Annotated in this window: 25 protein-coding genes; 15 read left to right on the top strand and 10 right to left on the bottom strand. The window is 68.8% G+C overall.

Translation table 11 applies throughout. The annotated features are described in order from the left end of the window. Positions 1 to 14: 14 nt before the first annotated feature. Positions 15 to 314 carry a hypothetical protein gene (locus ASE12_RS05435; protein WP_056397926.1) on the bottom strand — a complete coding sequence of 100 codons (300 nt, stop codon included), beginning with the start codon at positions 312 to 314 and terminating at the stop codon, positions 15 to 17. Positions 315 to 653: 339 nt separating this feature from the next. Between ASE12_RS05435 and ASE12_RS05430 the strand changes: the two genes are divergently transcribed. From ASE12_RS05430 to ASE12_RS05415, 4 genes are all read left to right on the top strand, one after another. After that, entirely contained in the window at positions 654 to 2,420 is a 1,767-nt protein-coding gene (locus tag ASE12_RS05430) for an acetolactate synthase large subunit (protein WP_235508846.1), read from the top strand. Continuing rightward, positions 2,420 to 2,950 (top strand): acetolactate synthase small subunit, encoded by a 531-nt coding sequence (ilvN, locus tag ASE12_RS05425; protein WP_056207708.1) that lies wholly within the window; start codon positions 2,420 to 2,422, stop codon positions 2,948 to 2,950. The genes ASE12_RS05430 and ilvN overlap by 1 nt, the downstream gene beginning before the upstream one ends. Positions 2,951 to 2,972: 22 nt before the next feature. After that, on the top strand, positions 2,973 to 3,998 hold the full coding sequence (gene ilvC / locus ASE12_RS05420) for a ketol-acid reductoisomerase (RefSeq protein ID WP_056397924.1): 1,026 nt from the start codon (positions 2,973 to 2,975) through the stop codon (positions 3,996 to 3,998). A gap of 176 nt (positions 3,999 to 4,174) precedes the next feature. After that, on the top strand, positions 4,175 to 5,404 hold the full coding sequence (locus ASE12_RS05415) for an esterase-like activity of phytase family protein (RefSeq protein ID WP_056397922.1): 1,230 nt from the start codon (positions 4,175 to 4,177) through the stop codon (positions 5,402 to 5,404). Here the strand turns inward: ASE12_RS05415 and ASE12_RS05410 are convergent, their stop codons facing one another. Continuing rightward, the gene (locus tag ASE12_RS05410) at positions 5,405 to 6,853 is read right to left on the bottom strand and encodes a PLP-dependent aminotransferase family protein (RefSeq protein WP_056397919.1); all 1,449 of its coding nucleotides are present in this window, start codon (positions 6,851 to 6,853) and stop codon (positions 5,405 to 5,407) included. 60 nt (positions 6,854 to 6,913) lie between these two features. Here ASE12_RS05410 and ASE12_RS19985 point away from each other — a divergent pair, with 60 nt between their 5' ends. After that, positions 6,914 to 7,075, top strand: coding sequence for a hypothetical protein (locus ASE12_RS19985; RefSeq protein WP_157412819.1), 162 nt, complete (start codon positions 6,914 to 6,916; stop codon positions 7,073 to 7,075). An 8-nt stretch (positions 7,076 to 7,083) separates the two neighbouring features. Beyond that, a complete protein-coding gene (locus tag ASE12_RS05405) occupies positions 7,084 to 7,773 on the top strand; it encodes a YitT family protein (RefSeq protein ID WP_235508845.1) in 690 nt (229 codons plus the stop codon). Here ASE12_RS05405 and ASE12_RS05400 read toward each other — a convergent pair. After that, positions 7,680 to 9,932: a bifunctional diguanylate cyclase/phosphodiesterase gene (locus ASE12_RS05400; RefSeq protein ID WP_056397916.1), complete on the bottom strand. Its 2,253-nt coding sequence runs from the start codon at positions 9,930 to 9,932 to the stop codon at positions 7,680 to 7,682. The genes ASE12_RS05405 and ASE12_RS05400 overlap by 94 nt on opposite strands. A gap of 232 nt (positions 9,933 to 10,164) precedes the next feature. On the opposite strand from ASE12_RS05400, the gene ASE12_RS05395 reads away from it, so the two are divergent. Then, on the top strand, positions 10,165 to 11,715 hold the full coding sequence (locus ASE12_RS05395) for an amino acid permease (RefSeq protein WP_056397911.1): 1,551 nt from the start codon (positions 10,165 to 10,167) through the stop codon (positions 11,713 to 11,715). Here the strand turns inward: ASE12_RS05395 and ASE12_RS05390 are convergent, their stop codons facing one another. Beyond that, complete coding sequence (locus ASE12_RS05390; protein WP_056397910.1) at positions 11,716 to 12,279, bottom strand: O-methyltransferase; 564 nt, start codon at positions 12,277 to 12,279, stop codon at positions 11,716 to 11,718. Between the two features lie 491 nt (positions 12,280 to 12,770). On the opposite strand from ASE12_RS05390, the gene ASE12_RS05385 reads away from it, so the two are divergent. The 3 genes from ASE12_RS05385 to ASE12_RS05375 all read left to right on the top strand — a co-directional run bounded on the left by ASE12_RS05385 (position 12,771) and on the right by ASE12_RS05375 (position 16,529). Then, positions 12,771 to 13,829: a 3-isopropylmalate dehydrogenase gene (locus ASE12_RS05385; protein ID WP_056397907.1), complete on the top strand. Its 1,059-nt coding sequence runs from the start codon at positions 12,771 to 12,773 to the stop codon at positions 13,827 to 13,829. 43 nt (positions 13,830 to 13,872) lie between these two features. Beyond that, positions 13,873 to 14,973 (top strand): branched-chain amino acid aminotransferase, encoded by a 1,101-nt coding sequence (locus ASE12_RS05380; RefSeq protein ID WP_056397905.1) that lies wholly within the window; start codon positions 13,873 to 13,875, stop codon positions 14,971 to 14,973. Positions 14,974 to 15,098: 125 nt separating this feature from the next. Further along, positions 15,099 to 16,529: an aspartate ammonia-lyase gene (locus ASE12_RS05375; RefSeq protein WP_056397903.1), complete on the top strand. Its 1,431-nt coding sequence runs from the start codon at positions 15,099 to 15,101 to the stop codon at positions 16,527 to 16,529. A gap of 2 nt (positions 16,530 to 16,531) precedes the next feature. Here the strand turns inward: ASE12_RS05375 and ASE12_RS05370 are convergent, their stop codons facing one another. After that, complete coding sequence (locus ASE12_RS05370) at positions 16,532 to 17,227, bottom strand: hypothetical protein (RefSeq protein WP_056397902.1); 696 nt, start codon at positions 17,225 to 17,227, stop codon at positions 16,532 to 16,534. Between the two features lie 188 nt (positions 17,228 to 17,415). Between ASE12_RS05370 and cimA the strand changes: the two genes are divergently transcribed. From cimA to ASE12_RS05355, 3 genes are read left to right on the top strand one after another with little or no spacing between them, the layout of a single operon-like run. Then, positions 17,416 to 19,002, top strand: coding sequence for a citramalate synthase (cimA, locus tag ASE12_RS05365; protein ID WP_255355459.1), 1,587 nt, complete (start codon positions 17,416 to 17,418; stop codon positions 19,000 to 19,002). A gap of 39 nt (positions 19,003 to 19,041) precedes the next feature. After that, positions 19,042 to 19,800: a hypothetical protein gene (locus ASE12_RS05360; RefSeq protein ID WP_056397897.1), complete on the top strand. Its 759-nt coding sequence runs from the start codon at positions 19,042 to 19,044 to the stop codon at positions 19,798 to 19,800. Between the two features lie 27 nt (positions 19,801 to 19,827). Next, a complete protein-coding gene (locus ASE12_RS05355; RefSeq protein ID WP_056397895.1) occupies positions 19,828 to 20,622 on the top strand; it encodes a hypothetical protein in 795 nt (264 codons plus the stop codon). On the opposite strand, the gene ASE12_RS05350 is transcribed toward ASE12_RS05355, so the two are convergent. Beyond that, complete coding sequence (locus ASE12_RS05350; RefSeq protein WP_056397893.1) at positions 20,594 to 21,034, bottom strand: GNAT family N-acetyltransferase; 441 nt, start codon at positions 21,032 to 21,034, stop codon at positions 20,594 to 20,596. The two genes, ASE12_RS05355 and ASE12_RS05350, sit on opposite strands and share 29 nt — an antisense overlap. 30 nt (positions 21,035 to 21,064) lie before the next feature. On the opposite strand from ASE12_RS05350, the gene ASE12_RS05345 reads away from it, so the two are divergent. Beyond that, positions 21,065 to 21,625, top strand: coding sequence for a protein-L-isoaspartate O-methyltransferase (locus ASE12_RS05345; RefSeq protein WP_056397891.1), 561 nt, complete (start codon positions 21,065 to 21,067; stop codon positions 21,623 to 21,625). A gap of 7 nt (positions 21,626 to 21,632) precedes the next feature. Here ASE12_RS05345 and ASE12_RS05340 read toward each other — a convergent pair whose 3' ends face one another. From ASE12_RS05340 to ASE12_RS05325, 4 genes are all read right to left on the bottom strand, one after another. Continuing rightward, positions 21,633 to 22,031 carry a Fur family transcriptional regulator gene (locus ASE12_RS05340; protein WP_056207665.1) on the bottom strand — a complete coding sequence of 133 codons (399 nt, stop codon included), beginning with the start codon at positions 22,029 to 22,031 and terminating at the stop codon, positions 21,633 to 21,635. Then, complete coding sequence (locus tag ASE12_RS05335) at positions 22,031 to 22,882, bottom strand: metal ABC transporter permease (RefSeq protein ID WP_056397888.1); 852 nt, start codon at positions 22,880 to 22,882, stop codon at positions 22,031 to 22,033. Before ASE12_RS05335 ends, ASE12_RS05340 begins: the two co-directional genes overlap by 1 nt. Positions 22,883 to 22,964: 82 nt before the next feature. Then, a complete protein-coding gene (locus ASE12_RS05330; protein WP_056397886.1) occupies positions 22,965 to 23,741 on the bottom strand; it encodes a metal ABC transporter ATP-binding protein in 777 nt (258 codons plus the stop codon). Further along, positions 23,738 to 24,652 (bottom strand): metal ABC transporter substrate-binding protein, encoded by a 915-nt coding sequence (locus tag ASE12_RS05325; protein WP_082582096.1) that lies wholly within the window; start codon positions 24,650 to 24,652, stop codon positions 23,738 to 23,740. Before ASE12_RS05325 ends, ASE12_RS05330 begins: the two co-directional genes overlap by 4 nt. 151 nt (positions 24,653 to 24,803) lie before the next feature. On the opposite strand from ASE12_RS05325, the gene ASE12_RS05320 reads away from it, so the two are divergent. After that, a complete protein-coding gene (locus ASE12_RS05320) occupies positions 24,804 to 25,880 on the top strand; it encodes an ABC transporter ATP-binding protein (RefSeq protein WP_056397881.1) in 1,077 nt (358 codons plus the stop codon). The last annotated feature ends 28 nt before the right edge of the window (positions 25,881 to 25,908 follow it).

The following is a 25,908-nucleotide window of genomic DNA, read 5'->3' as shown; positions in this document are numbered from 1 at the left end:
GACGCGTCAGCCAGTTACGGGGTGACGCACTTCGTGATGTCTTCGGTGACCTTCGTCTGGGCCTTCTTGTCGGCGGCGCTCGGCTTGAAGTCCTTGTCGCCGTCGGCGATCGCCTTCAGGCCCTTGTCGGAGATCTTGGAGTCGAGCATCGCCTCGGCGACGCAGTCGGCCTGCTTCTTGGTCAGCCCGGCTCCCTTGTCCTTGTCGGACAGCGTCTTCGACAGGTCCTCCTTGCTGGGGCGATCGTCCCCGCCGCCACAGGCGGTGAGCGAGAGTGCCGCCACGATGGCGACGGCGGTGAGTGACTTCTTCATGTGATGTCCTTCGGTGGGCGTCCGCGTCGGTCGAGCGGATCGTCAGGGCCAACATCGTGCCAGCCCCACGCGCCTCCGTCAGACACATTCGCATTTCGTCACCGAGAGTTGTCCGGCCGAGGTCCACATACTGGTACGTACTGTCTCACCACTTGACCACTGCCGCGTGGAGGACGAGACTGAACGCGTGCATGCAGAGATTCTCGTAGTACACCGCTGACGCGATGGCCTGATCCGGCCCCGCGTCTCCCTCGAATGCCTCACGGCCGAGGGATTTTTTTATGCGAACAGCCGGGTCACTCAACGACATACGATGGACCGAAACAGAAGGACGACATCATGACCGAGCAGCTCACGGGGGCCCAGAGCCTCGTGCGGGCGCTGGAGCACGCCGGGGTCGACACGATCTTCGGCATCCCGGGCGGCGCGATCCTGCCCGCGTACGACCCTCTCTTCGACTCCGAGAAGATCCGGCACATCCTCGTCCGGCACGAGCAGGGCGCTGGCCACGCGGCGCAGGGCTATGCCATGGTCACCGGCAAGGTCGGTGTCTGCATGGCCACGTCCGGCCCCGGCGCGACCAACCTCGTCACCGCGATCGCCGATGCCCACATGGACTCGGTCCCGATCGTCGCGATCACGGGCCAGGTGCCGAGCGGCTCGATCGGCTCGGACGCCTTCCAGGAGGCCGACATCCGCGGCATCACGATGCCGATCACCAAGCACAGCTTCCTCGTCACGGACCCCGCCGAGATCCCGCTGGTCATCGCCGAGGCGTTCCACATCGCCGGCACCGGACGTCCCGGGCCGGTGCTCGTCGACATCGCCAAGGACGCGCTGCAGGCGACCACGACGTTCACGTGGCCGACCGAGCTCGCGCTCCCCGGCTACCGCCCCACCACGCGCCCGCATGGCAAGCAGGTCCGCGAGGCTGCTCGCCTGATCGCGGCGGCCGAGCGCCCCGTGCTCTACGTCGGCGGCGGCGTCATCAAGGCCGATGCGTCAGCCGAGCTCAAGGTGCTCGCCGAGATGACCCAGATCCCGGTCGTCACGACGCTGATGGCGCGCGGAGCGTTCCCCGACTCCCACGAGCTGCACCTCGGCATGCCGGGCATGCACGGCACGGTCGCAGCGGTCGCCGCTCTGCAGAAGAGCGACCTGCTCATCTCGCTGGGCGCCCGGTTCGACGACCGGGTGACCGGCCAGCTCGCGTCGTTCGCGCCGCTCGCCAAGATCATCCACGCCGACATCGACCCTGCGGAGATCTCCAAGAACCGCACGGCTGACGTCCCGATCGTGGGCGACTGCCGTGAGGTCATCGCCGACCTGATCTCGACGCTGCAGAAGCAGGCGTCCGAGGACGGCATCGAGGGCGACTACGCCGCGTGGAAGGCCCAGATGCTCGGCATCAAGGCCCGCTACCCGGTCGGCTACGACAAGCCCGAGACCGGCCTCGCGCCGCAGACCGTGATCGAGCGCATCAACGCGATCGCCGGGCCTGAGGCGACCTACACGGCAGGTGTCGGCCAGCACCAGATGTGGGCCGCGCACTACGTCGACTTCGAGCGTCCGCGCCAGTGGCTCAACTCCGGCGGCGCCGGCACGATGGGCTACGCCGTTCCGGCCGCCATGGGCGCCCAGGTCGGGCTGCCCGGCTCGGTCGTCTGGGCGATCGACGGCGACGGCTGCTTCCAGATGACCAACCAGGAGCTCGCGACCTGCGCGATCGAGAACATCCCGATCAAGGTCGCCGTCATCAACAACTCCTCGCTCGGCATGGTGCGCCAGTGGCAGACCCTGCTCTATGAAGGTCGTTACTCCAACACCGACCTCAACACCGGCCCCGAGTCGATCGGCGCGCGTCGCATCCCCGACTTCCTCAAGCTCGCGGAGGCCTACGGCTGCGTCGGCCTGCGCTGCGAGAGCGAGGAGGACGTCGACGCCACGATCGAGAAGGCCATGGCCATCACGGACCGACCCGTCGTGATCGACTTCGTCGTCGAGCGCGACGCGATGGTGTGGCCCATGGTCCACGCCGGCACGAGCAACGACGCCATCCAGATCGCCCGCGACCTGGCCCCCGACTGGGATGACGAGGACCTCTGATGACTTCACACACACTGTCGGTTCTCGTGGAAAACACCCCCGGCGTCCTCGCGCGCGTCTCGAGCCTGTTCATGCGGCGCGGGTTCAACATCGACTCGCTCGCGGTCGGGCCGACCGAGATCCCCGAGATCTCCCGCATGACGATCGTCGTGAACGTCGACGAGCTGCCCCTCGAGCAGGTCACCAAGCAGCTCAACAAGCTCGTCAACGTCCTCAAGATCGTCGAGCTCGACTCGCACAGCGCCGTGGAGCGCGAGCTCATGCTGATCAAGGTCAAGACGGACGCCCAGACCAGGGGACAGGTGCTCGAGACCGTCCAGCTGTTCAGGGCTAAGGTGGTCGACGTTGCCACCGACGCCGTGACGATCGAGGCGACCGGCGACGCCGGCAAGCTCACCGCGATGTTGAACGTCCTCGAGCCGTTCGGCATCCGCGAGATCGCCCAATCGGGGCGCGTGGCCATCGGCCGCGGATCCCGTTCCATCACCGACCGCACACTTCGCGCCGTTCCCGGCACGCAAGCAGGCTGAACACTTCAAGGAGAAGTACCCCGTGGCTGAACTGTTTTACGACGACGACGCAGATCTGAGCATCATCCAGGGCCGCCATGTGGCGGTCATCGGCTACGGCAGCCAGGGGCACGCGCACGCGCTCAACCTGCGCGACTCCGGCGTCGACGTCCGGGTGGGGCTCCTCGAGGGCTCCAAGAGCCGGGCCAAGGCCGAGGAGCAGGGCCTCCGAGTCCTTGGTGTCGCCGAGGCCGTCGAAGAGGCTGACGTCATCGTCATCCTCACGCCCGACCAGGTCCAGCGTCACGTCTACGCCGACTCGATCGAGCCCAACCTGGTCGACGGCGACGCCCTCGTCTTCGGTCACGGCTTCAACATCCGCTTCGGCTACATCAAGCCGCCGGCCGGTGTCGACGTCACGCTCGTCGCGCCCAAGGCGCCAGGTCACACCGTGCGCCGCGAGTTCGTCGCAGGCCGCGGCATCCCCGACATCATCGGTGTCGAGCAGGACGCGACCGGCAAGGCGTGGGACCTCGCGCTGTCGTACGCCAAGGCGATCGGCGGCACCCGGGCCGGCGTCATCAAGACGACGTTCACCGAGGAGACCGAGACCGACCTGTTCGGCGAGCAGGCTGTCCTCTGCGGCGGTGTCTCGCACCTCGTCCAGGCCGGCTTCGAGACGCTGACCGAGGCGGGCTACCAGCCCGAGATCGCCTACTTCGAGGTGCTGCACGAGCTCAAGCTCATCGTCGACCTCATGTGGGAGGGCGGCATCGCCAAGCAGCGCTGGTCGATCTCCGACACCGCCGAGTACGGCGACTACGTCTCCGGCCCGCGCATCATCGACGCCTCCGTCAAGGAGCGCATGAAGGACGTGCTCTCGGAGATCCAGGACGGCACGTTCGCGTCGCGCTTCATCGCCGACCAGGACGCCGGCGCGCCGGAGTTCCTCGCGCTGCGCGAGAAGGAGGCCGGCCACTCGATCGAGGCGACCGGCAAGGTCCTGCGCTCGCACTTCTCGTGGAAGCAGCAGGACGCCGACTACGTCGACGGCCAGGCCGCGCGCTAGCCGGCAACGACCCGAGAGGGGCGTCACCGCTTCGGCGGTGGCGCCCCTTCGTCGTCCCACGGCGCAGTTCAGCGGCTCATCGCCGAGCGTTCGCCTCCGCGCCGGCCTGGCGTCACCTGTCTCGCCTTGCATCGACCTGAGCCCACCATCGGGTCATCTCGGATCAGGAGCCAGACATGAATCGTCGTTTGCACGTCCCCGCCCGACGCGTCGTCACGGGAGGCGCCGCAGTGTTGCTCGCGGCCGCAGCGGTGTCGCCGGCAGCCGCCTCCGCTCGCCACCACGCACCGGGCGATCCCGGCAGTCCCAGGCTCCTGGCCAGGGCGCTCCTGTCTGCCGACGACATCGAGCCCGGGCCGCCGTCCGGAGCCCTGGCCACGCCGGCCAACGGCCGACAGGGTCCGTTCCCCGGTCAGGTGATTCCAGGGTTCTCGGCAGCCATCGACAACCGCGACGGCACGTTCTGGGCGCAGCCGGACAACGGGTTCGGCGCCAAGGGCAACTCGGCGGACTTCCTGCTGCGGCTCTATCTGGTCAAGCCGCACTGGAAGACCGCCGCGGGCGGTGCGGGCACGATCGAGGTGGTGCGCCACATCACGCTGTCCGACCCGCGGCACACGATCGACTTCCCGATCATCAACGAGACCGGCGCGCGGCAGCTCACCGGCGATGACTTCGACATCGAGTCGGTGCAGCGCGGCCGTGACGGCTCGTTCTGGATCGGGGACGAGTTCGGCCCGTTCCTGCTGCACGCCGACTCGCGCGGCCGGTTGCTGTCGGCACCGGTGCCGTTCCCGCTCGGCATGTCGCCGCAGAACCCCGAGCTCGGCGACGCGCAGCCCAACGTCCAGCGCAGCGGCGGGTTCGAGGCCATGGCGGAGTCCAAGGACGGGCGTTTCCTCTATCCGATCGTGGAGAGCGCGCTGCTCAACGACGCGGACAAGCGGCGACGCGTCATCTCGGAGTTCGACACCCGGACCGGCCACTACACGGGAAGGACCTGGACCTATCACGTCGACGTCGACGCCAACTCCGCCGCCGACGCCCAGATGATCCGGCCGGGCGTGCTCCTGGTGCTCGAGCGCGACAACTTCGACGGCCCGGCCGCAGTGACCAAGCGGGTGTACGAGGTCAAGCTCAGCAGGCACGACACGGCTCGCCCGCTTGCGAAGTCGCTGGTCGTGGACCTCCTCAAGATCTCCGACGGTGCGGGGATCAGCGACGGTGGCGGATGGGGGACCGGAGCGTCGTTCTCGTTCGGCTTCCAGTCGGTCGAGACGTTGGTGCCGCTCTCGCACGGCCGGCTCATGATCGCCAACGACAACAACTACCCGGGCAACTCGGCGCGCCACCCGGGCACGCCGGACGACACCGAGATGGTCGTCATCGACGTCGACGGCCGCTGATCAGGCGATGAGCTCGAGCGTGTCGCTTCGCTCGCGCCGCGAGGCAGTCGTGGTGTCGCTGACCACGTCGTCGTAGGCGAGGCGCAACCTCCGCACCGCCTCCGACAGCGTCTCGTGCGACTGCGTGTACGGCAGTCGCAGGTGTCGCTCGCCTGCGGCGCCGGCGTGGGTGAAGAAGCGCGGGCCGGGCGTCAGCAGCAGCCCGTGGCGGCTTGCCGCAGTCGTGAGCCGGGACGACATGCGGTCCGGGAGCGTGACCCAGAGGCTCAACCCGCCCGCCGGGCACGGGGCCTTGACGTCGGGCAGCTCCCGGGCGAGCTCGGCGAGCAGGTGGTCTCGCGCTGCGCGGAGCCGGGCCCGGCCGGCTGCTGCGGTCTGGCCGCCCTCCGCGAGGAGCTCTGCGAACACGAGCTGGTCGAAGGCCGACGAGCCCAGATCGTCCATCATGCGAGCCTGGACGATCGGCATCACGGCGGCTTTCGGTGCTCGGATCCACCCCACCCGGAGGCCACCCCAGTACGACTTCGAGGACGACCCGATCAGCAAGGCGCGAGGGTTGTAGGTCGCGAACACCGGGGGCAGTTCCACTCCGTCGAGGTTCATCTCCCGGAGGGACTCGTCGACGACCGGCACGACGTCGTGGCGTCGCAGCTCGTACGCCCAGGCGCCCCGTTCGTCGTCACTCATGACGGCCGCGGTGGGGTTGTGGAAGTCGGGCACGATGTAGGTCGCGCGATGTGGCGCTCCGTCGAGTGCGGACCGCAGCGCAGTCGGGTCCCAGGGGGTGGTGCCCACGGGCAGTGGGGTCAACCGGCCGCCGGCAGCCGCGAAGGACTCGTGGGCGTGCGGGTAGCTGAGCCCCTCGACGACGACCCGTTGGCCCGGATCGAGGAGGGTGCGACCCAGGAGCGACACGGCGCCCATCGCGCCGGCCGTCACGATGATCTGGTCGGGGTCGGTCGGCAGGCCTCCGTCGGTGTAGCGCTGCGCGAGGATCTCGCGCAGGGCGGGGAGGCCGTCCGGGAGGTAACCGGTCGTCGAGAGCAGACCCGGCAGCTTCTCAGCGGCTGACTCGAAGGCCCGGCCCAGACCGGGAGGGCCGACCGGGGCCGAGTAGGTCAGCGCGATCGTGTCGGCGTCGTCAGGGGTCATGATCAGGCTGCTGGTGCTGGAGGCCGCCATCGGCAGGTGAACCACGCTGCCCGACCCTTGGCGGGAGCGCAGCAGTCCGGAGTCCCGCAGCTCGGCGTACGCGCGGCTGGTGGTCGTCCGGCTCAAGCTCATCGCGGTTGCGAGCTCGCGCTCGGACGGGAGGCGACTGCCGTCGACGATGCGGCCGTCGATCGCGAGCAGCCGGATGCGGTCCGCGATCTCCCGGTAGGCCGGGCCGGCGAAGTCCTTGGGTCCGAGCAGTCGGGCCAGAGCTTGAGCAGAGAGTGTCGACGTCACAGGGCCACTGTTTCACAATTGGCTATGTAATTCCATGCCAATTGGGATCAGGCTGAGAGCATGAACCAGATCATCCTCGTCACTGTCCTCGTCCTCGCGTTCGCCGCGGTGGTCGTCGAGCTCGTCCGTACGCTTCGCGGCGACGGCTACGGGGTGCGGCCGCCACCACGCAGTCATCGAGAGGAGGTCGACCTACGCAGCCCGTATCGGAGTCTGGTGTGATGGTCGACATGACCAACCGCCTCGCCCGTCTGCTCATCGGACTGTTCCTGTACGGCTTCACGATGGCGATGATGGTCGAGTCGACCCTGGGTCTGGACCCGTGGGACGTCTTCCACGAAGGACTGGCGGACCACCTGCCGCTGACCTTCGGGCAGGTCGTCATCCTCGTGGGAGCCGTCGTGCTCCTGCTGTGGATCCCGCTGCGCCAGATGCCGGGGATCGGCACGGTCTTCAACGTCATCGTGATCGGGCTCGCGGCCGATGCCGGCATCGCCGTCATCGACCAGCCCGACAACCCATGGCTGCGCGGCGCCCTGCTCGTCGGTGGCGTGGTCGGCAACGGCCTCGCCGGCGCCATCTACATCGGTGCCCAGCTGGGTCCCGGTCCGCGTGACGGACTCTGGCTGGGCCTCGTGCGACGCACGGGACGCAGCGTGCGGTTCTGGCGGACCGTCATCGAGGTCAGCGTCCTGGCGATCGGCTTCGTCCTCGGCGGCACCGTGGGCGTCGGCACGGTGCTGTATGCCCTGACGATCGGCCCGATCGTGCAGTTCTTCCTCCCGCTCACGCAGGCCCGGCAGCCGTCAGACGGCTCCGGCCGGCCTCACTGGTCCGGGACGATGCGCAGTCGTGGAGCGCCCCGCACCGAAGGGTGCACGATCACGGGGTCGTCGGTCGGATCCGGCGACGCCGAGTAGAGGCCCTGCGCCGAGTCGCACTCGAGCAGCCGGAGGTCGATGAGCTGTCCGACGTCCTCGACGCCCTCGGCCACCACGAGCAGGCCGGAGCCGTGCGACGCGTTGACCAGCAGCGCCAGCAGGTCGCGAGCCCCGGGTTCCTCGGAGTTGATCAGCGTCGAGTGGATCTTGATGGCGTCAGCGGGCAGGTGCTGGATCTGACCGACCGGCGTCCGGCCGGTGCCGAAGTCGTCGATGCTGACGAACACCCCCGCATGGCGCAACGCGCTCAACGGCAGCATCGCGTTGGGCACGTCGACCAGAGCCATCTCGGTGATGCCGATCGTCAGGCGGTGTGGCGCGAGCCGTGAGGCGTTGAGCGCGTCCACGACGTCCTCGATGAGCGTGGGGGAGGCGAGCGTACGTCCGGAGATGCTGACCGAGATGGTGAGGTCGGCGAACCGCTCGGGATCGGCTGCCGTCAGCTCGGCGAGCTCGCGAGTGGCCTCGCGGATCGTCCAGCGGTCGAGCTCGCAGATCAGGTCCGACGTGGCAGCGATCGGCAGGAACGCCTCGGGGCCGAGCAGGCCGCGTTCGGGGTGGTCCCAACGCAGCTGCGCCTCGTATCCCTCGACGATCTCGGTGTGCACCGCGACAACGGGCTGGTAGTGCAGCGAGATCCGCCCGCCGGTGAGTGCGGCGCACAGGTCGGTCTCGATCGCGGTGCGCTCCTCCAGCTCCGAGCGCAGCCGGTTGTCGAACACCTCGATGCGCCCGCGGCCCGAGATCTTCGCCCGCCTGATCGCGACATTGGCCTCGTGCAGCAGCTGATCGGGCTCGGTGCCGCCGTCCATGCTCGTGGTGGCGCCGATGCTCGCGGTGACGGGGATCAACCGCCCCGCCACGTCCACCGGCTGGTTGATCGTCGGCAACAGGTGGGCCGCGAGGATCATCGCGTCGTGGTCGGAGGCGACCGAGTCGAGCAGGATGACGAACTGGTCACCGCCGAGACGCCCGACGACGTCGACGTCGCGGACGAGGCCGCGCAGCCGCTGGGCCACAGCCCGCAGCACGAGGTCGCCGATGCCGTGCCCGAAGCGGTCGTTGACCTGGTCGAACTCGTCCACGTCGACGACGAGCAGTCCGACCGAGCTGCCGTCGCGGCGGCCACGTCGCAGCGCAGCGCCGATCTGCTGGCGCATGTAGGGGCCGTTGGCCATCCCCGTGAGCGCGTCATGGGACGCCTCGTGGAACAGGTCGGCGCGCAGCTGGTCACGCTGCCGCGCGGTCGACCGGATCTCCTCGATGTTGAACGCCATGCGCGCCACGACGAGTATCGACAGGATGCTCGCGCCGAGCACGATGGTCCAGGTGTCGACGTGCAGGCCGTCCGTGAGCTGCGCGACCAGCAGCACCGGGGCGACGAGCACCGCGGCACCGAGTGCCACCAGCCGTTGGGCGGTGAACGGCGCCGTGCGCACGCCTGACGGCGTCGAGAGCTGCGCCATCGTCGGGTGGAGGGCCGCGGCACCCCACAGGAGGTAGGAGCTGAGCCACAGCACGTCGAGCATGGTGGCGTACGACGTCCCGGCCTCCATCGCGAACACCGTGTCGGCGACGATCAGCGGGATCAGCGCGGCGACCAGCAGCCTGAACGCGGGCGACCTCGATCCCGGGACGGACACCAGGCGCACGACGAGCGCGAGGAGCAGGATGTCGCCCGCCGGATAGGCCGCGGCGATGGCGCGGTCGAGCCACGAGATGCTCGTGTCGTCGACGATCGGGTCCGCGACGAGCACCCACGACAAGAGCCCGAGACCGAGCATGACGATCGCGCTGTCGATCAGGCCGGGGGTGTCGCGCGTGGGCCGCCGGCTGTGCACCAGGAGCGCCAGACCGATGATGAGCAACGGGTACGCGGTCAGGTAGGCCAGGTCGGAGGCCGGTGGGTCGGTGTGGATCAGGTCGGGCAGGTCGTAGAACAGGTCGCCGGCGACCCAAGCGGCCTGTCCGGCCGCCATGAGGTACCACGGCAGCGGCTTGGCCGGCCGGTTGAGCCGGATGCCGAGGAGGATCGCGACGACGCAGGAGGCGCCGATCGCGTCGTACATCGCGGTGGTCGGGCCGAGGAGATAGATCGCCGTCGCGATCGCGCCGGCGACGAGGTAGATCCTGGTCATGGCCCTCCTTCCGCTGTCGGTCGTGCCACGTCAACGGTGCCATGGACGTGGTGGTCCCCATCTTGTCCCAATCGGCGGCGGTTGGCTTGACGTCCGTGAGATCGGCTGCCGATGCGACTGGTTTCACGCCTGCAGACGCGTCGGTCGGCTGACATGTCACCCGTGCGCCGGTACGTTTCTCGCAGTGCGGTCGCCCGATCGGGTGGCCAGGAGGCCTGGGGGGTGTACGTGCATGGCCGATGCTCCGATCGGCAGGGCACGTCGGCTCCCGCCCGAGCTGGCGATGCTGCGGATCAGCAACGCCCGTCACCGGCTGCCCGCGGTGTTCGGCACGGGGCTGCTCATCGTCCTGGCACTGGGGGTGATGATCGGCGGCGGCATCTTCTCGCTCGCGGGCAAGCAGGCGGCGACGATGGCCGGCCCCGCCGTGATCGTGTCGTTCCTGATCGCTGCCGTGGTGTGCCTGCTGGCCGCCCTCTCGTACGCCGAGCTGTCCTCGATCCTGCCGACGGCCGGAAGCGTCTACACGTTCGCCTACGTCGCGTTCGGTGAGCTCTGGGCCTGGGTCGTCGGCTGGGCGCTGGTGCTCGAGCTCGTGGTGGCTGCCGCCGTCGTCTCGCGGGTCTGGGCGGCCTACTTCGACTCGACGCTGCAGGGCTTCGACGTCACGGTTCCGGCGTTCGTCTCGGAGCACTCGTCGGTGGACAAGGGCACCGGCTGGATCGCCGCGATCGTCGTGATCGTGCTGGCCTTGTTGGTGATGGTCGGCTCCAAGCTCTCCGGCCGGGTCCTGGCCACGATCGTGGCGGCCAAGCTCACGGCCGTCATCGTGGTCATCGTCGTCGGTGCCCGCCACGTCGACTCGGCGAACTACACGCCGTTCGTGCCGGCCGTGAAAGCCGGCGCCGACGACCGCGGCACCGTCCTGCAGAGCCTGCTCGGTGGATCCGGCGACGCGTTCGGCGTGACCGGCATCTTCACGGCCGCCGGCATCATCGTGTTCGCGTTCATCGGCTTCGACCTCATCGCCACCGCCGCAGAAGACGCCCGCAACCCCCGCCGATCGGTTCCTCGGGCGATGCTGGCGTCGATCGGCATCGTGACCGCCCTCTACGTCGCGATGGCTGCGGTGCTGGTCGGCGTACGCCCATACGGCGAGCTCAACACTGGCGCACCGGTGTCCGACGCGCTGCGCTCGGTGGGGTCCGGGTGGAGCGCCAACGTGATCAACGTCGGCGCCATGTTCGGGCTGACGACCGTCGTCCTGGTGGTGCTCATCGCCCAGAGCCGGGTGCTGTTCGCGATGGGCCGTGACGGGCTGCTGCCCCGCAGCCTGGCTCGTGTGGGTGTGGGGTCGTCGCCGTCCAGGGCCGCCGCTGTCGCGGGGATCGCCGCCGCAGCGCTCGCCCTCGCGCCCGCTGCGGCCAAGCTGGCCGACCTGCTGGTGCTCGGCACGATGTTCGCCTTCGCGTTCTGCGCCGTCGGAGTCATCAGGCTGCGCCGGTCACAGCCCGACCTCGAGCGTGGCTTCCGCGTGCCGTTCGTGCCGCTCGTGCCGATCCTGTCGCTTCTCGCCACCATCTGGCTGTCGCTCAACCTCACGTGGTCGACCTGGGGCTACTTCGCCGTCTGGATGGTCCTCGGTCTGCTGGTCTACCTGATGTACGGCATCCGGCACAGCGCGCTGGGCAACCGCGAGGAACCGCCACCGGCTCCACCGGAGCCCGAGCCGGCACCGTCCGGCGCACGCCCTCCCGGGGCGCACCGCGCGGGCTATCGGTAGCTAGCGCCGGGTCGCGATGATCAACGAGGCGTCGACGTCGATCAGCATCTCGACCGCGGCGAAGCGCTCGTCGGTGAGCCACTGCTCGCGCACGGTGTCGACGCGACCCTCGACGATCGGCGGCCAGAACGCCGACGGCACGAAGTCGTCGAGGACGGCGATGCCACCCGGCTCCAGCAGGTCGGCGATGACGTCGATGTCCTGCATGACCTCACGGACGTCGACGAACAGCAGGGAGAACGGGGCGTACTGCTCGAGGCTCGACCAGTCACCGGCGATGACGTCGACGTTGTCGATGTCGGCGAAGATCTTCTGCACGTCGCCGGCCAGAGCTGGATCGAGCTCGGCGCTGACGACGCGGGCATCCTTGGGCGCGCCGCTGGAGAGCCAGGCCGACCCGACGCCGCAGCCGGTGCCCAGCTCGGCGAGCGTCCCAGTGCGTGAGGCGGCCAGAGACGCCAGCAGGCGACCGGTCTCGTTGCGGATCGACGTGATGAACCCGCGCTGGCGGGACAGGTCGAGAGTGCTCGAGACGAGCGCGGGGACTTCAGCGGGGGCACTCACCTGGCCAGTCTGTCACGATCCGCTGACAGAGCACGCGCGTCTCGTCTCGGGCCCTGAGACGCGCCCCACGTTTGCCGGACAGGACGGCGTGCGCGTGTCTAGACTGGCTCCACCATGCGGAAGCAGCTCGTAGTAATCGCTTGCCGCGGCAGGGCCTCTTAGGGCTACACCCTGCCGCGGAGTTTCGGCGTTGGCCCGCCGTTCCGCCGCAGGGGTGCTTGATCACGATCTGATCGCACACTTTTCGTACTCTCCTCGGATGATCTCCGGACACGTGTCTGGTGGAACGGCGGACCCGCACCGGACCCGCACCACGTCCGACACCGAAGGAGATCGCCATGGAACCCCGACTGATGGAGTGGGGCCCCGCGCACCTGCGCGACGAGGCCTCGACCCCCGAGCTCGAGTCGTCCGAACGACCCGACGACAACTGACCACATACCAAGACGCAGGTTTCATATCCTGAGACTTGCCTGCCTAGAATGACGCTCATGACTCGCTCGTTTTCCCTCGCAGTGGTGCCCGGAGACGGCATCGGACCCGAAGTGACCGCACAGGCGCTCCAGGTCCTCAACCTCGTCGCCGCCGATCACGACGCCTCGTTCAGCAGCACCGAGTACGACCTCGGTGCCAAGCGCTGGCACGCCACGGGGGAGACCCTGCCCGACTCGGTCCTGGAGGAGATCCGGGGCCATGATGCGATCCTGCTCGGCGCCGTCGGTGACCCGAGCGTGCCCTCCGGCGTCCTCGAGCGCGGCCTGCTCCTCAAGCTGCGGTTCGCCCTCGACCACTACGTCAACCTGCGCCCGTCCAAGCTCTTCCCTGGCGTTGCCACACCGCTCGCCGATCCCGGTGCGATCGACTTCGTCGTCGTCCGCGAGGGCACCGAAGGCCCCTACGTCGGCAACGGCGGTGCGATCCGCGTCGGCACGCCCCATGAGCTCGCGACCGAGGTCAGCATCAACACCGCCTACGGCGTCGAGCGCGTCGTCCGCGACGCCTTCGCCCGCGCTCAGGCCCGTCCGCGCAAGAAGCTGACGCTCGTCCACAAGAACAACGTGCTCGTGCACGCCGGTCACCTCTGGACGCGCACGGTCGACGCCGTCGCGGCCGAGTTCCCGGACGTCGCGGTCGACTACCTCCATGTCGACGCCGCGACGATCTTCCTCGTCACGGATCCGGCGCGGTTCGACGTCATCGTCACCGACAACCTCTTCGGCGACATCCTCACGGACCTCGCCGCGGCGATCACCGGAGGCATCGGCCTGGCCGCCAGCGGCAACGTCAACCCCGACCGTACGGCCCCCAGCATGTTCGAGCCGGTCCACGGCTCGGCCCCCGACATCGCGGGTCAGCACAAGGCCGACCCGACGGCCGCGATCCTGTCCGGCGCCCTCCTGCTCGAGCACCTCGGCCTGCCGGAGGCGGCGGCCCGCATCAGCTCCGCGGTCGAGGCCGACATCGCCGAACGAGGCGCGGCACCGCGCAGCACGGAGGAGGTGGGAGGGGCCATAGCTTCACGTGTGGCCGAGGGCGTAGCGGTCGGTTAATGACCGCTTACCTTTGACCCGAAATAGGACTACCGTGATTACTATGACTTCCAACCATTTCGCGAGCAGGTTCGAGCCGAACCCCGCGGCGAAGACCGACGAGCAGCGCGAGGCCATCCTCGACAACCCCGGTTTCGGCAACCACTTCACCGACCACATGTTCCTGGCCGAGTGGACGCCCGACACCGGCTGGGCCGATGCCCGCGTCGTGCCCTACGGTCCGCTGATGCTCGATCCCGCGACAGCGGTGCTGCACTACGCCCAGGAGATCTTCGAGGGCCTCAAGGCCTACGTCCACGAGGACGGCTCGATCTGGTCGTTCCGGCCCGAGGCCAACGCGGAGCGCATGCAGCGCTCGGCACACCGCCTCGCGCTGCCGGAGTTGCCGACCGACTGGTTCCTCGGCTCGATCCGTGACCTGGTCACGGCCGATCGCGCCTGGGCTCCGTCCGGCGGCGAGAAGAGCCTCTACCTGCGACCGTTCATGTACGCCTCCGAGGTGTTCCTCGGCGTTCGTCCGAGCCAGCACGTGACCTACGCCGTCATCGCGTCACCCGCCGGGGCGTACTTCCCGGGCGGGGTCGAGGCGGTGTCGATCTGGCTGTCCTCGGAGTACTCGCGCGCCGGCACCGGCGGCACGGGCGCCGCCAAGTGCGGCGGCAACTACGCCGCGAGCCTGCTCCCGCAGCAGGAGGCGACGCAGCACGGTTGCGCCCAGGTGGCGTTCCTCGACTCGACCGAGCACAAGTGGGTCGAGGAGCTCGGTGGCATGAACCTGTTCTTCGTCCACTCCGACGGATCGATCGTCACGCCCGAGCTGTCCGGCTCGATCCTCGAGGGCGTCACCCGCGACTCGATCCTGCAGATCGCCCGTGACCTCGGCTATGACGTCGTCGAGCGGCGCGTGAGCATCGACGAGTGGCGCGACGGCACCGCCGACGGCACGATCACCGAGGTGTTCGCCTGTGGCACGGCGGCGGTCGTGACGCCGATCAGCTCGCTCAAGTGGGACGGCGGCGAGGCCGTCAGCGGCGACGGTGAGGCCGGCAAGATCACGACCGACATCCGCTCGGCACTGGTCGACATCCAGTACGGTCGCGCGACGGATCGCCACGGCTGGCTCCACCAGATAGTGCCTGCATAGCAGCGCGCACGAGAAGGGGATGACTGTACTGGCCAGTACAGTCATCCCCTTCCGCACGTGAGCGCCCGATTGCTCTATGGTCGCCATGTGGGGCTCAACGACGCGCCCCGTACTGGAGGCTGCACATGACCATTGCCACGCGTTCCGAACACGATCTGATCGGCGACCGTGACGTCCCCCTCGAGGCCTATTGGGGAGTGCACACACTCCGCGCCCTCGAGAACTTCCCCATCACCGGCATCCCGATCGGCACGAGCCCGTTCCTCGTCGAGGCGCTGGCTGCGGTCAAGGAGGCGGCCGCGGCGGCCAACCACGACCTCGGGCTGCTCGACGACGAGCGCTACGACGCGATCCGCCAGGCCTGCGAGGAGATCCGCAGCGGTGAGCTGCGCGACGAGTTCATCGTCGACGTCATCCAGGGCGGCGCCGGCACGTCGACCAACATGAACGCCAACGAGGTCATCGCCAACCGCGCGCTCGAGCTGATGGGGCACAAGAAGGGCGACTACCACGTCATCCACCCCAACGAGCACGTCAACCTGAGCCAGTCGACCAACGACGTCTACCCGACCGCGGTCAAGATCGCGATCATCCTGGCGACGCACGCGTTGCTCGACGCCATGGCGGTGCTGGAGGCCTCGTTCGCGGCCAAGGCCGACGAGTTCCACGACGTCCTCAAGATGGGCCGTACGCAGCTGCAGGACGCCGTGCCCATGACGTTGGGGCAGGAGTTCCGCACGTACTCCCTGATGATCTCCGAGGACCGGAGCCGGCTCTCCGAGGCGGTGCTGCTGCTGCACGAGATCAACCTCGGCGCGACGGCGATCGGCACTCAGCTCAACGCGCCGGCCGGCTACGTCCCGTCCGCGTGCGACCACCTCTCGCGGATCACCGGCCTGCCGCTCGAGAGCGCGGTGGACCTGATCGAGGCCACGCAGGACTGCGGTGCGTTCGTGCAGCTGTCCGGCACGCTCAAGCGGGTCGCGGTCAAGCTCTCCAAGATCTGCAACGACCTGCGCCTGCTGTCGTCGGGCCCGCGTGCCGGCTTCAACGAGATCAACCTGCCGGCGGTGCAGGCCGGGTCGAGCATCATGCCCGGCAAGGTCAACCCGGTCATCCCCGAGGTGGTCAACCAGGTCGCGTTCCAGGTCATCGGGCACGACGTGACGGTGACGATGGCGGCCGAGGGCGGCCAGCTGCAGCTCAACGCGTTCGAGCCGGTCATCTGCTACTCGCTGTCGGCCGGCATCTCCCGGCTGCGCGAGGCGATCCTGGTGCTGGCGTCGCGCTGCGTCGACGGCATCACCGCCAACGTCGAGCTGCTGCGCAGCGAGGTCGAGAACTCGATCGGCCTGGTCACCGCCCTCAACCCCTACATCGGCTACTCCGCGGCGACCGACGTCGCCCAGGAGGCGCTGGCGACAGGTCGTGGTGTGGCGGAGATCGTCCTCGAACGTGGCCTGCTGCCCCCGGAGAAGCTCGAGGCGATCCTGCGTCCTGAGACGCTGGCGCACCTCGCACCCAAGCGGTCGAAGCGGGACGAACCGGCCGGCTGAGGTCAGGGGGCGAACAGCGACTCGGCGGGGTCGCCGTCGAGCGTGACGAGAAGCAGGTGGTCGTCGGCGTCGTACGCGATGTCGACGTCGATCGACCGGCCCTTGGGCGTCGACGCCGCCTCCGCGTCGCCGAGCCCGTACGCGATGTCGCGCAGGGTCACCGTGGCGCGGCCGACCGGGTCGTTGGCCGGCCACTCCGCGAGGAGCCGGTGGACGAGCCCGGCGAGCACTGCGGTGTACATCGCGTGGGAGGACTCGTCGACGCCGTCGAGCACGATCTCGGGCAAGCCGAACGACGCGAGCCCGACGGTGCGGACCCGGCCCTCGCCGAGCGCCTCGTAGTCGACCGTGTACCACTGGGTGGCGTGTGCGAGGGAGACCTCGTCGGAGCGACCCTCGACGACGCGGGGGATGCCGAGGTCGATGACGACGCCGTCGTGCTCCTCGGCCAGCAGCAACGCGTCGATGCGCGCGTCGCGGATCGTGAAGGCGGCGTCCTCGAGGCTCGTCCGGCGCAGGATGAGCCGCTGGTGGTGGCGTGACCTCAGCCGGCGCATTGCCACCTCTGACGAGCCGTAGTGACGCAGCAGCTCGGGGGAGGGTGGCGGGATCAGGTCCTCGGACTCCAACGGGTCCGGAGTCATCACGGCGTACATGACGGTCGGCTCCACGTCGAGCGGGACGGGTCTGGCGGTCATAGGTCGATCAGTCTAGACTGAGCCGCATGCAGAGCATCTCGATCATTATCGACAGGCGCGCCGGGCACTGACACCAAGCCCCCGACGCGCTGCCTCCCATATCCTGGGGGGCTTTTTTGTTGTCGAGACGAGTGGCCGAGATGCCGACCGGACCGAAGGACAGAGCAGTGAACGCAGGACACCAGAGCGTGAGCGACTTCCACGTCTATGACACGACGATGCGAGACGGCGCCCAGCAGGAGGGCCTCAACCTCTCCGTGCAGGACAAGATGCACATCGCTCGTCACCTCGACGACCTCGGCGTGGGCTACATCGAGGGCGGCTGGCCCGGCTCCAACCCCAAGGACACCGAGTTCTTCGCCCTGGCGGCCAAGGAGCTCGACCTCAAGCACGCGACGCTCGCGGCGTTCGGCGCCACGCGGCGGGCCGGGGTCCAGGCATCGGAGGATCCGCTGATCCAGGCGCTCCGCGACTCGGGTGCGTCGGTCGTGACACTGGTCGCCAAGAGCCACGACCGCCACGTCACCGAGGCGCTGCGCACCACGCTCGAGGAGAACCTCGCGATGGTGCGCGACACCGTGACCTACCTCCGCGAGGAGGGGCAGCGGGTGTTCGTCGACCTCGAGCACTTCTTCGACGGCTACCGCGCCAACCGCGACTACGCACTCGAGGTCGTACGCGCCGCGGGTGACGCCGGCGCCGAGGTCGTCATCCTGTGCGACACCAACGGCGGCATGCTGCCGCACTGGGTCACCGAGATCGTCACGGACGTCGCCACCACGGGCGTACGCCTCGGCATCCACGCACACAACGACACCGGATGCGCCGTCGCCAACTCGATGGCCGCGGTCCAGGCCGGTGTGACGCACGTGCAGGGCTGCGTCAACGGCTACGGCGAACGCACGGGCAACGCCGACCTCATCACGTGCGTCGCCAACCTCGAGCTCAAGCTCGGCATGACCGTGCTGCCTGAGGGCGCCCTCGCCGACGCGTCGCGGATCTCGCACGCGATCGCGGAGATCACGAACTACCCGCCCTCGGCCCGCCAGCCCTACACGGGCGTCTCGGCGTTCGCCCACAAGGCGGGGCTGCACGCCAGCGCGATCCGCGTCGACCCCAACCTCTACCAGCACATCGACCCGGCACTGGTCGGCAACGACATGCGTCTCCTCGTGTCGGAGATGGCCGGTCGCGCCACGATCGAGCTCAAGGGCAAGGAGCTGGGCTTCGACCTGGCCGACGACCCGGCCCGACTCGCCCGGGTCACCGACCGGGTCAAGGCGATGGAGCAGTCCGGCTACACGTTCGAGGCCGCTGACGCGTCGTTCGAGCTACTGCTCGCCGAGGAGATGGACGGGGCGCGGCCTTCGTACTTCGACGTCGAGTCTTGGCGGGTCCTGGCCGAGTCCGCGCGCGGTGACGACGCCGTCGCCGAGGCGACGGTCAAGCTCGTCGCCGGGGGAGTGCGCCTCGCCGTGATCGGCGAGGGCAACGGTCCGGTCAACGCGCTCGACCATGCGCTGCGTCAGGCGATCGAGCAGGTCTATCCCGATGTCGCCCGCTTCCACCTGATCGACTTCCGCGTACGCATCCTCGACCAGGGCCACGGCACCGACGCGGTCACGAGGGTGCTGATCGAGACCTCGGACGGCAAGGACTCGTGGGTCACGGTCGGTGTCGGGGCCAACATCATCGAGGCGTCGTGGGAGGCCCTCGTCGACGCGCTGACGTACGGTCTGCGTCGCCACGGGGTGGCCTCGCGCATCAACGGCTGAGGCATTGACCGGCCGTTGCGGCGCTGGGACGGTGTGGGGGTGAACGCCCCCGCGCGCAGGGTCGTGGTCGCCCTGCCTGTCGTCCTGACGATCATGATCGCGGTCGTCATCGGCGGTCTGGTCATCGTGCAGGACCAGCGCCAGACCCGTCAGGTCGACGAGGCCGAGACGGTCGCGCAGAGCTACCTGCGAGAGGTCGAGGCGTTCCGCTCGTCGATCATCGAGAAGGTCGACCGGGCCGACGCGAGCGATCCCGGTGCGTTGAGCAGGGTGGTCGACCGGGCGATGGCGAAGCCACCGCGGCTGGGGGACGCTCCGGCGTACGGCCGTGAGCACTCCGCGTCGTACGCCGATGCGCTGCAGACGGAGGCCACGGTGCTCCGCCCGTTCCGGCGACTCAGCTCGACCCTGCGCAAGGCGGACACCGCTCTGACGTTCATCCAGGCGGCCCGCAAGGTGCTCGGGCTTCGCGCGACCGACTATGTCGGCTACGGATTCATCACCACCAGCACCCGGGTGCGCTCGGAGCTCATCCCGGCGTTCGTCCGGGCTCGCGACGAGTTCGACCGGGTCCGGGTGCCGAAGGGCCAGGAGGAGCTGGCCCGGAAGGTCCACGACGCCGCGCAGTACGTCGTCGACCAGGCGTCGGTGCTCGCTGCCCGCATCGACAGCCGGCGGAACTTCTCGTTCAGCTACAGCGACGAGTTCCAGGAGGTGGCCGACGCCGTCGACGACTACGCGACCCAGGTCAAGGGTGACGTGGCCGAGGCGGTCGCCGAGGTGACCGCCGCGTCGTAGACACACCGTCTTCGATAGCGTGGAGCCATGGTTACCAGGGGACAGCGCAACGCCATCATCGCCGCCAGCATCGCCTTCACGCTCGTGGTGGTGGCCGCGGTCGGCACCACCGCGTTCTTCCTGATCCGCAAGCAGCACCGCCAGGACGACGTCGCCGAGGCAGCGCGCGTCGCCACGGTCTACAACAAGAAGGTCTCGGCCTACCGGTCAGCGGTGCACACGGCACTGACGAGCGCCGACGCCGACGACGCCCGCAAGGTGAGGGCGGCGTTCAAGGCCGCGGTCGTCAAGACCCCCAAGCTCGGCGACGCGCCGGAGTGGGGCAAGACGCACTCCAAGACGTACATCAAGGCCAAGAAGAGCGTGAAGACGCTGACGAAGCCCTACGACGACGTGTCAGCCGTGCTCGACGAGGCCGTGGTCGGACAGCCGTTCATCAAGGCGGCGCTGAAGGCCCTCAAGACCGACATCGACGACTACGTCGGCAAGGGCAAGTACTTCTACAACGGGTCGGCGTTCCGCGACAAGCTCGTGCCCGGCTACACCAAGATCATGAAGAAGTTCGACAAGGTGCCGGTGCCCAAGGGACGCGAGTCCGTGGCGCGCAAGGTGCATGCCGCACTGGCCGACGTCATCAAGGACGGCAAGCATGCCGCGGCCGAGCTCGACGCCGGCCGCAACACGTCGATCAACGCCCGGGCGAAGTACGTGGAGGCCGCCACTGCGGTCTACGCCTACGAGCGCTCGTTGAAGTCGCGGCTCGCGTCGGCGATCGAGGGCGCCGACCGCGACGTCAGCGGCTCGACGGGTTCCTCGACATAGGCGTGTGCAGGATGCCGGCCTCGTAGTAGTCGTCGCCCGAACGGACGTAGCCGAACGACTCGTACCACCGCTCGAGGTAGGCCTGGGCGTTGAGCTGTAGCTCGCCGTCGCCCCACTGCCGCGTGACCTCGGTCATCAAGCGCCCTGACAGGCCCTGGCCGCGCTGGTCCTTGCGCGTGCAGACCCGGCCGATGTGGCGTACGCCGTCGTCGCCGACGTAGACCCGCAGGTAGCTGGTCGGCCCGTCGGCGTCCTCGAGCCACAGGTGCGTCGTCGTCGGTTGCAGGTCGCGGCCGTCCACGTCCTCCTCGTCGACGTGTTGCTCGACGGCGAACACGGCGTCCCGGATCTTCCAGATGTCGTAGACGTCCTGCGCGGTCAGCGCCTCGCCGGTCACGCAACGCACGGTCATGGGATCAGCCTAGGTGGGTAGTTGACGGGCATGGACACCGCCGAGGCCATGCGTCTGGTGGCGCGCGAGCGATTCCTGCCACGACGTCACCAGGGCGGGGCCGGCCTCGACCAGGCGCTCGAGATCGGCTACGGGCAGACGTGCTCGCAACCCTCGACCGTCGCGGCGATGCTGGAGCTGCTCGAGGTGCGGCCGGGACTGCGCGTGCTGGACATCGGCTCGGGCACGGGCTGGACGACGGCGCTGCTGGGCCGGCTGGTGGGTCCCTGCGGCGAGGTCGTCGGGTGCGAGATCGTCCCGCAGCTCGTCGAGCGCGGACGGGAGAACCTCGCCGCCGAGCAGATGCCCTGGACGCGCATCGAGACCGCCGTGCAGGGTCAGCTGGGTCGGCCCGACGAGCCGCCGTTCGACCGGATCCTGGTGTCGGCGATGAGCGACAGCCTCCCGCACGAGCTCGTCGACCAGCTGGCACCCGGCGGGATCCTGGTCATCCCGGCGGCCGGATCGATGACGAGGGTCGTGCTCGACGGGAAGCGTACGCCGAGTGTGAGCAGGCACGGGTTCTATCGGTTCGTGCCGTTGATCCGCTAGGCGTGCCCTAGGAGCGGGCGCTGGCGCAGCTGTTGCACGTGCCGAAGATCTCCAACGTGTGGGCCACGTCCTGGAAGCCGTTCTCCTCGGCGATCTTGTCGGCCCAACGCTCGACCGTCGGGCCCTCGACCTCGACCGTACGTCCACAGGACCGGCACACGAGGTGGTGATGGTGGCCGGCGCTGCATTGGCGGTAGAGCACCTCACCGTCGTCGTTGCGCAGGGCGTCGACCTCGGCGGCGTCGGCGAGCACCTGGAGACTGCGGTAGACCGTCGACAGGCCGACCGACTCGCCGCGCTTCTTGAGGATGTCGTGGATCTCCTGCGCGCTGGCGAAGCCGTCGAGATCCTCGAGGATCGCGACGACGGCGCGCCGCTGGCGGGTGTTGCGGGGGGCTTCGACCATCAGATGTCTCCTCGTGCGAAATCTACCGGGTGGCGGCGGCCGCGGAGCCGCCTCGTCGCTGCGCCGAACAGGGCTGCGACCGCGAACACCGCGAGGGCGAGCATCACGATCGTGGGTCCGGGCTGCGTGTCGATCTGGTAGCTCGAGACCACGCCCCCGAGAGCAGCGAACAAGCCGATCGCCATGGCGGCCATGTGGGTCGTGCGGAAGCTGCGGGTCAGCTGCTGCGACGCCGCGACGGGCACGACCATGAGCGCCGACACCAGCAACAGCCCGACCGTGCGCATCGCGACGGTGATCGTCACGGCAGCCAGCACCGCGATGAGGATGCTGTAGAGGCGTACGGGGACACCGCTGACCTGCGCGTGCTCCTCGTCCTGGCACACCGCGAACAGCTGGGGCGACAGCCCGACCGCCAGGACGATCACGATCACGGCGAGGATCGCGACGACGACCAGGTCGTGGTGGGAGACCGTGGTGATCGAGCCGAACAGGAAGGTGTTGAGCGTCGCGGCGCTCTCGCCGGCGAGGTTGATCAGGAGGACGCCTCCGGAGATGCCGCCGTAGAACAGCATCGCCAGGGCGACGTCGCCGCTGGTGCGGCCGAACATGCGGAGCAGCTCGATGACGATCGCGCCGATGATGGCGACGATGATCGCGGTCAGCACGGGCGCGACGTGGGTGAGCAGGCCGAGCGCGACACCGGTCAGAGCGACGTGGCCGATGCCGTCGCCGAGCAGGGCGAGGCGGCGCTGCACGAGGAAGGTGCCGATCGCGGGTGCCGCGAGGCCGGTGAACACCGCGGCGATCAGTGCCCGCTGCATGAACTCGTAGCTGAGCATCTCCGTCATGCCATCGCCTCGCAGAAAAGGGCACGGTGGCGCGGCGCCGGCATGACGTTCTGTCGGTTCGCTCCGCAAGCTGCGCTCATCGTCACCTCCAGACCCCTTCGCCGGTGAGTCCCTCGGGGACGGGTGGCTGTCCGGTGTGCATGTGGACGTGCGCGTGGTCCTCGCCGACGAGCCCCTCGCAGGGACCTTCGTACGCGACCTCGCCTGCGTGCAGGACGATCGCGCGGTCGATCAGCGGACGCAGCGGGCCGAGCTCGTGCGCCACGAGCAGGACCGAGGTGCCCTCGTGCACCAGGCCGCCGAGCAGCTCGGCGAGCGACTCCTGGTTGTCGTGGTCGACGCCGGCCGTGGGCTCGTCCATCACGAGCAGCTCAGCCTCGGAGGCGAGCGCCCGCGCGATGAGCACGCGCTGCTGCTGGCCGCCGGAGAGCTCGCTGAGCGACGAGCGCGTACGGTCGGGCAGGCCGACGCGCGAGATCGCAGCCGTCACGGCAGCTGCGTCGGCCTTGGTGCTCCAGCCGAAGAGCCGGCGGTGGGCGAGGCGGCCGCTCATGACGACCTCGTGCACCGTCGCGGGGACGCCGGCGACGGCGCGGGAGCGCTGCGGGACGTACCCGAGCCGGTGCCGGTCGCGGAACCGGTCGAGCGGCGTGCCGAACAGCTCGACCGTGCCGCCGCTCATCGGGATGAGCCCGGTGGCGGCGCGGACGAACGTCGACTTGCCGGAGCCGTTGGCGCCCAGAAGCGCCACGAACTCGCCCGCGGACACGTCGAGGTCGACCTGTCGCAGGACAGGCCGACCATCGAGTGCCACGCTCACGCCGCGTGCCTTCAACGGCTGCGTGGGATCAGTGCTCATGAGCAGGAGTTGGCCTTCCTCAGGGTCTCGAGGTTCTTGCGCATGAGCGTCAGGTACGTCTGGTCCTTGGTCGCGTCGGACAGACCCTCGATGGGATCGAGCGTAGCGGTCTTCACTCCGGCTTCCTTGGCGATCGTGTCGGCGATGGCCGGGCTCACGAGCTCCTCGGTGAAGATCGTGGTGATCTTCTCCTTGCGGACCAGGTCGGTGATGTCGGCGAGCTGCGACGGCGACGGCTCGTTGGCGGGGTCGATGCCGGCGATCGGCACCTGCATCAGGTCGTAGCGGTCGGCGAGGTACTGGAACGCGGCGTGGCTCGTGACGATGGTGCGGTTCTTGCACGTCTTGAGACCGGTCGCGAAGTCGGTGCCGAGGGTCTCCAGCTCACCTTCCAGCTTCGAGGCGTTCGCGGCGTAGTCGGAGGCGTGGTCGGGGTCGACGGCCGAGAGCTTGGCCTCCACGGCCTTGGTCACCGCGATCATGTTCTGGGGGTCGAGCCACGTGTGCGGATCCTCGTCACTGTGGTCGTGCCCCTCCTCGGCAGCCCCGGGCTGGAGCCGCTTGAGCTTGACGACCGTGGCGACGTCGACGGTGTCCTTGGTCGACCGGTCGGCCTGCTTGACGGCGTCGTCGACGGCGGCCTGGAAGTGCTTCTCGTAGATCACGAGATCGGCGTTCTGGACGTCCCCGACCTGCTTGGGCTTGAGCTCGAGGTCGTGCGGCTCGATGCCGGGCGCCGTCAGGTTGGAGACGTTGACATGAGTGCCCCCGACCTGCTCGGCGACGTACGCGAACGGGTAGAACGACGCGACCACGTCGGTCGTGTCGTCATTGCCCTTCGCGGAGCTGCCGCACGCGGCAAGGAGGAGGACGAGGGGCAGCGCGCCGAGCAGGGCGAGGGGCTTCTTCATGAGAACGATTCTCAAGTAGTTGGGAATCATTGTCAAATGACCGGAGCGCCAAGGAGCGTGACCTGGCTCACTGTAGGATGAGCGGGCACCACGTCATCACCCATCACTCGGATCGTCCGGCACGTACCTGCCGGTGAAGGGAAACATCAGCATGTCATCAGTCACGTTCGAGAAGGCCACCAGAGTCTTCCCAGGTCAGGACCGCCCGGCGGTCAACCAGCTCGACCTCCACGTCGAGGACGGTGAGTTCCTCGTTCTCGTCGGCCCCTCCGGCTGCGGCAAGTCCACCTCGCTGCGCATGTTGGCCGGACTCGAAGAGGTCGACGAAGGCCGGCTCCTCATCGGTGAGCAGGACGTCACCGACCTGCCGCCCAAGGCCCGCGACATCGCGATGGTCTTCCAGAACTACGCGCTCTACCCGCACATGACCGTCGCCGAGAACATGGGCTTCGCGCTCAAGATCGCCGGCAACAACAAGGCCGACATCGGCAAGCGGGTCGCCGAGGCCGCCGAGATGCTCGACATCACGGACTACCTCGATCGCAAGCCCAAGGCACTGTCCGGTGGCCAGCGCCAGCGCGTCGCGATGGGCCGGGCGATCGTCCGCTCACCGCGCGTGTTCCTGATGGACGAGCCGCTGTCCAACCTTGACGCCAAGCTGCGAGTGCAGACACGTACGCAGATCGCCCAGCTGCAGCGTCGCCTCGGCACGACCACGGTCTACGTCACGCACGACCAGGTCGAGGCCATGACGATGGGCGACCGCGTCGCGGTGCTCAAGGACGGCGTGCTGCAGCAGTGCGCCGCGCCGCGTGAGATGTACGACCGGCCCGCCAACCTGTTCGTCGCGGGCTTCCTCGGCTCGCCGAGCATGAACCTCATGGAGCTCCCGGTCACCGACGGCGGCGTACGCTTCGGCGACTCCGTCGTGCCCGTCGCCCGCGATGCCCTCGCTGACGCCGACGCCACGACGGTCACGCTGGGCATCCGTCCGGAGAACCTGGTGGTCAGCAGCACCGGCCTAAAGGTCGAGGTCGACGTCGTCGAGGAGCTCGGCGCCGACGCGTACGTCTACGGTCGCGCGGATGTCGACGGCACCGAGCAGACCATCGTGGCGCGCGCCGACTGGCGCAAGCCGCCGGCCAAGGGCGAGACGATCCACCTCGCGCCCGAGGACCCGTCAGGCCTGCACGTGTTCGCCACCGAGTCGGGCCGCCGCCTGAGCTGATGCCCTGTGGTCCTTGAGCTCGTCGAAA

The sequence above is a fragment of the Aeromicrobium sp. Root236 genome, assembly GCF_001428805.1.
Classification (GTDB): Bacteria; Actinomycetota; Actinomycetes; order Propionibacteriales; family Nocardioidaceae; genus Aeromicrobium.
This window is presented reverse-complemented; position numbering and strand designations above follow the sequence as displayed.

What these genes read in the sequence shown, in the direction of transcription:
- ASE12_RS05435 (WP_056397926.1), bottom strand. Translation starts at nt 314, where the DNA reads ATGAAGAAGTCACTCACCGCCGTCGCCATCGTGGCGGCACTCTCGCTC.
- ASE12_RS05430 (WP_235508846.1), top strand. Translation starts at nt 654, where the DNA reads ATGACCGAGCAGCTCACGGGGGCCCAGAGCCTCGTGCGGGCGCTGGAG.
- ilvN (WP_056207708.1), top strand. Translation starts at nt 2,420, where the DNA reads ATGACTTCACACACACTGTCGGTTCTCGTGGAAAACACCCCCGGCGTC.
- ASE12_RS05415 (WP_056397922.1), top strand. Translation starts at nt 4,175, where the DNA reads ATGAATCGTCGTTTGCACGTCCCCGCCCGACGCGTCGTCACGGGAGGC.
- ASE12_RS19985 (WP_157412819.1), top strand. Translation starts at nt 6,914, where the DNA reads ATGAACCAGATCATCCTCGTCACTGTCCTCGTCCTCGCGTTCGCCGCG.
- ASE12_RS05405 (WP_235508845.1), top strand. Translation starts at nt 7,084, where the DNA reads ATGACCAACCGCCTCGCCCGTCTGCTCATCGGACTGTTCCTGTACGGC.
- ASE12_RS05400 (WP_056397916.1), bottom strand. Translation starts at nt 9,932, where the DNA reads ATGACCAGGATCTACCTCGTCGCCGGCGCGATCGCGACGGCGATCTAT.
- ASE12_RS05395 (WP_056397911.1), top strand. Translation starts at nt 10,165, where the DNA reads ATGGCCGATGCTCCGATCGGCAGGGCACGTCGGCTCCCGCCCGAGCTG.
- ASE12_RS05385 (WP_056397907.1), top strand. Translation starts at nt 12,771, where the DNA reads ATGACTCGCTCGTTTTCCCTCGCAGTGGTGCCCGGAGACGGCATCGGA.
- ASE12_RS05380 (WP_056397905.1), top strand. Translation starts at nt 13,873, where the DNA reads ATGACTTCCAACCATTTCGCGAGCAGGTTCGAGCCGAACCCCGCGGCG.
- ASE12_RS05375 (WP_056397903.1), top strand. Translation starts at nt 15,099, where the DNA reads ATGACCATTGCCACGCGTTCCGAACACGATCTGATCGGCGACCGTGAC.
- ASE12_RS05370 (WP_056397902.1), bottom strand. Translation starts at nt 17,227, where the DNA reads ATGACCGCCAGACCCGTCCCGCTCGACGTGGAGCCGACCGTCATGTAC.
- ASE12_RS05355 (WP_056397895.1), top strand. Translation starts at nt 19,828, where the DNA reads ATGGTTACCAGGGGACAGCGCAACGCCATCATCGCCGCCAGCATCGCC.
- ASE12_RS05350 (WP_056397893.1), bottom strand. Translation starts at nt 21,034, where the DNA reads ATGACCGTGCGTTGCGTGACCGGCGAGGCGCTGACCGCGCAGGACGTC.
- ASE12_RS05345 (WP_056397891.1), top strand. Translation starts at nt 21,065, where the DNA reads ATGGACACCGCCGAGGCCATGCGTCTGGTGGCGCGCGAGCGATTCCTG.
- ASE12_RS05340 (WP_056207665.1), bottom strand. Translation starts at nt 22,031, where the DNA reads ATGGTCGAAGCCCCCCGCAACACCCGCCAGCGGCGCGCCGTCGTCGCG.
- ASE12_RS05335 (WP_056397888.1), bottom strand. Translation starts at nt 22,882, where the DNA reads ATGACGGAGATGCTCAGCTACGAGTTCATGCAGCGGGCACTGATCGCC.
- ASE12_RS05330 (WP_056397886.1), bottom strand. Translation starts at nt 23,741, where the DNA reads ATGAGCACTGATCCCACGCAGCCGTTGAAGGCACGCGGCGTGAGCGTG.
- ASE12_RS05325 (WP_082582096.1), bottom strand. Translation starts at nt 24,652, where the DNA reads ATGAAGAAGCCCCTCGCCCTGCTCGGCGCGCTGCCCCTCGTCCTCCTC.
- ASE12_RS05320 (WP_056397881.1), top strand. Translation starts at nt 24,804, where the DNA reads ATGTCATCAGTCACGTTCGAGAAGGCCACCAGAGTCTTCCCAGGTCAG.